This window comes from Longivirga aurantiaca (assembly GCF_042660085.1).
GTDB lineage: Bacteria > Actinomycetota > Actinomycetes > S36-B12 > CAIYMF01 > Longivirga > Longivirga aurantiaca.
The window spans coordinates 1-2,804 of record NZ_JBHSTI010000014.1 but is presented as its reverse complement, the minus strand read 5'-3'; the positions used below and the strand labels follow the sequence as shown (position 1 = coordinate 2,804).

Here is a 2,804-nt window from a genome sequence, read left to right as displayed (position 1 = left end):
GCCGATGCAGCCGCTGTGCGGCGACGTCACGACCGAGCCGGGGGCAGATGCACGGTGTACGGCGCTCAGGCGTCGTCGAGGTCGCCGTCGGCAGTCTCGCCGCGGCGCAGGTAGTCCAGGAGGCTGGGTGTGGTCGCCGGGCCGGGCAAGGCGGGTGGTGAACCCGGGGTGAGGACGACGCCGTCGGGTCCACGCAACCAGCGGGCGACAGGGTCCTCGCCCTCGACGATGCACGGGCCGACCGCCGCCGCGGCGACCAGCAGGAAGCCGAAGCCGACGAACCAGGTCACGAACGACATGCCGACACCCACGAAGCCGAACTGCTCGACGTTCCCCTCGAGCACCGTCGGCATCCAGAACGAGGCCGAGGCGGTGTAGAGGGCAGAACCCACGCCGGTGACGAGGGCGGTCGGCAGCAGCGGGCGCCAGCGCACGTGCCCGCGCAGGAACGTGTGCGCCGACCACCACCAGATCCCCACCGAGCCGGCTGTCGCGACTGCCGCCGTGAGCAGCGTGCCGGGCATTCCGACGAGGGCGCGACCGACCGATCCGACGGTGGCCAGGAAGGCGACCGTGCCGGCGAGCCACACGAGCGCACGCCGCTTGTCGTCCAGAGCCCCCGCGGCCGGCCGTCGCCAGGCCCGGAGGTAGACGCGCTGCACGGCGGTGGTGAACGACACCGCGAACAGCAGGGTGAGCAGCAGCCCGACGAACGAGGTCGAGGCCTTGATCGCCTCGGGGCTCGCGAAGGCGTTCTGCACGTACTCGTACGACTCCCCCGAGAGCCCGAACCGCGTCACGAGCGCGGAGAGGACTCCATCACGCAGGCGGGGCGGGAGGAACGCGGCGATCACGATCACGAGCGGCAGGAGCGACACGAACGCCTTGGCCGCCAGCGCGATCGAGCGCTCGACGAACTCGATCTCGAGCAGGCGTCGCCAGAGCCTGCCCAGGACCGTGTCGTCGGCCCAGGCGAGCAGGGGCGCGGCACGGTCACGACCTGCGGCGACCGCCCCCGACACCCTCCCCGACGCCGTCATGGTCTAGCTCGACGTGGCCGCAACCTCGGCGGGAGCGTCGTCGTGCTCAGCGCTCGCGCGACCGGCGGCCGCCAGGAACTCCACGACCACCAGGGCGATCACGGCGAACAGCGTGGTCCAGAGCAGCAGCGAGCCCGTCACGCTGTCGGCCAGGAGCACCGAGCCGACCGCCAGGGCCACGATCACCGTGCGCCACACACCGGTCGTGCGCGCGACGTAGCGTCCGACCTCGCCGAGGGCACCCGACGACGCCTTGCCGCCGGCCCCCGACAGCACTCCGGAGAGTGCGGTGCGGGTAGCGACCGACGCCTTGGTACCCGACAGGAACCAACCCACGACGATGAGGATGAGACCGAGCACGAACAACGCCCGACCCCCGTCGATCAGGAAGACGGTGAGGATCGAGAAGAAGGCCCGCTCGGCCAGTGCGAAGGGCGTGTCCTGCAGGCTGTACGAGACCTGGTTCTGCCCCAGCGTGAGCGCCAGGCGGATCACGAGGGCGCCGATCACCATCGAGACACCGACCGCGATGGTCATCTTCGGGCGGTTGCGGGAGAGAAGGATCGCGCCGAGGAACATCAGCATCACGACGTAGATCAGCCACTGCGCGACGGGCTGCCCGATCGACCAGAAGAACTGAGCCCGGGCGAGCTCGGGCGAATCGAGCAGCACGATGGTGCGGTCGGCGGCGGGCGGCACCGGGATGTTGGCCGCGAACGACAGACCGCGGTCGACGAGTCGCTGCTTGACGATCGCGATGAGGTCGCCGGTGTCGAGGACGAGCTGACCGTTCACGAGCGTGACGGCGCCGTCGTCCTTGCCCTCGAGCACACCGATGAGCGCCTTCTGGGCGCGCTCGTTGATCGCCACCCACAGCTCCGCGAACTGGTCCGAGGCCAGCACCTCGTCCACCGTGCGCTCGACGAGGCTGTTGACACCTGATGCGATCGGCCCGGCCAGCACCGACAGCTTGGGGTTGTCCGCGAGCAGCTCGCTGACGCGTGTCTGCGCATCGAGCTGCTTGATCAGCGCCGCGCTCACCGTGTCACCGACTGCCTGCTGGATCGTCGGGTCCTCGGCGAGCGGCGCGACCGTCGCGACGTAGCGCTCGGTGTCGGTGAGCGTGCGCTGCGCCCAGAAGGCCGTCAGCGCGATCGGAAGCAGCAGCGCTGCGACGACCACGACGACCCAGGCTCCGAACGACCGACCGTCGAAGCGGCGGCGGCGGGTGGAGAGCTGGGCGTTCTCCTCCTCCAGCGCGGCCAGTCGGGCCTTCAGCTCGGTGACGTCCTCGTCGGACATGCGGACCTCCGGTGATCGGTGACGCTCTGAGCGTAGGCCCGCCGAACCCGTGCTGTCCGCGTGAGCCAGGCTTCCGGCGACGCCTCGCAGGCACGTCGGCCCGGCATCTTCCGGGCTTCCCGACGACCGCCCGATGTCCGGTGGCGCGCGGTGCAGCCCGCTGCGAACGCCGACGCTGCGGGCTACTCGCCGTCGGAGATGGCGGCGGGATCGGCGGCGTACGACCGGGCCGGGTCGCGCCGCTCGGCCGTGAGCGCCCACCAGGAGCCGACGACGGCGAGCGCGACGATCCACGCGCAGACCATGAGCGACTGGCCGCTGGCGGGTGCGACGAACGCCGCGGCGGTGAGCCCGACGACGATCGCGACGTTGACGCCGACGTCGTACAGCGCGAAGACGCGGCCGCGGTGGTCGTCCTCGACGTCCTCCTGCACGATCGTGTCGGCGCAGACCTTGACGCAC

General features: G+C 71.1%; 2 protein-coding genes and 1 pseudogene. All 3 read right to left on the bottom strand.

Annotated features, from left to right (window positions below; all coding sequences use genetic code 11):
• Nucleotides 1–65 precede the first annotated feature (65 nt).
• Nucleotides 66–1,040 carry a hypothetical protein gene (locus ACFQGU_RS15630; RefSeq protein WP_386768492.1) on the bottom strand — a complete coding sequence of 325 codons (975 nt, stop codon included), beginning with the start codon at nt 1,038–1,040 and terminating at the stop codon, nt 66–68.
• A 3-nt stretch (nt 1,041–1,043) separates the two neighbouring features.
• Entirely contained in the window at nt 1,044–2,342 is a 1,299-nt protein-coding gene (locus tag ACFQGU_RS15625; RefSeq protein ID WP_386768490.1) for a hypothetical protein, read from the bottom strand.
• Nucleotides 2,343–2,524: 182 nt separating this feature from the next.
• Nucleotides 2,525–2,804: pseudogene (locus tag ACFQGU_RS15620) on the bottom strand (MFS transporter); the annotation flags it as partial.

Coding starts and splice junctions, on each gene's coding strand:
- ACFQGU_RS15630 (WP_386768492.1), bottom strand. CDS start 1,040: ATGACGGCGTCGGGGAGGGTGTCGGGGGCGGTCGCCGCAGGTCGTGAC.
- ACFQGU_RS15625 (WP_386768490.1), bottom strand. CDS start 2,342: ATGTCCGACGAGGACGTCACCGAGCTGAAGGCCCGACTGGCCGCGCTG.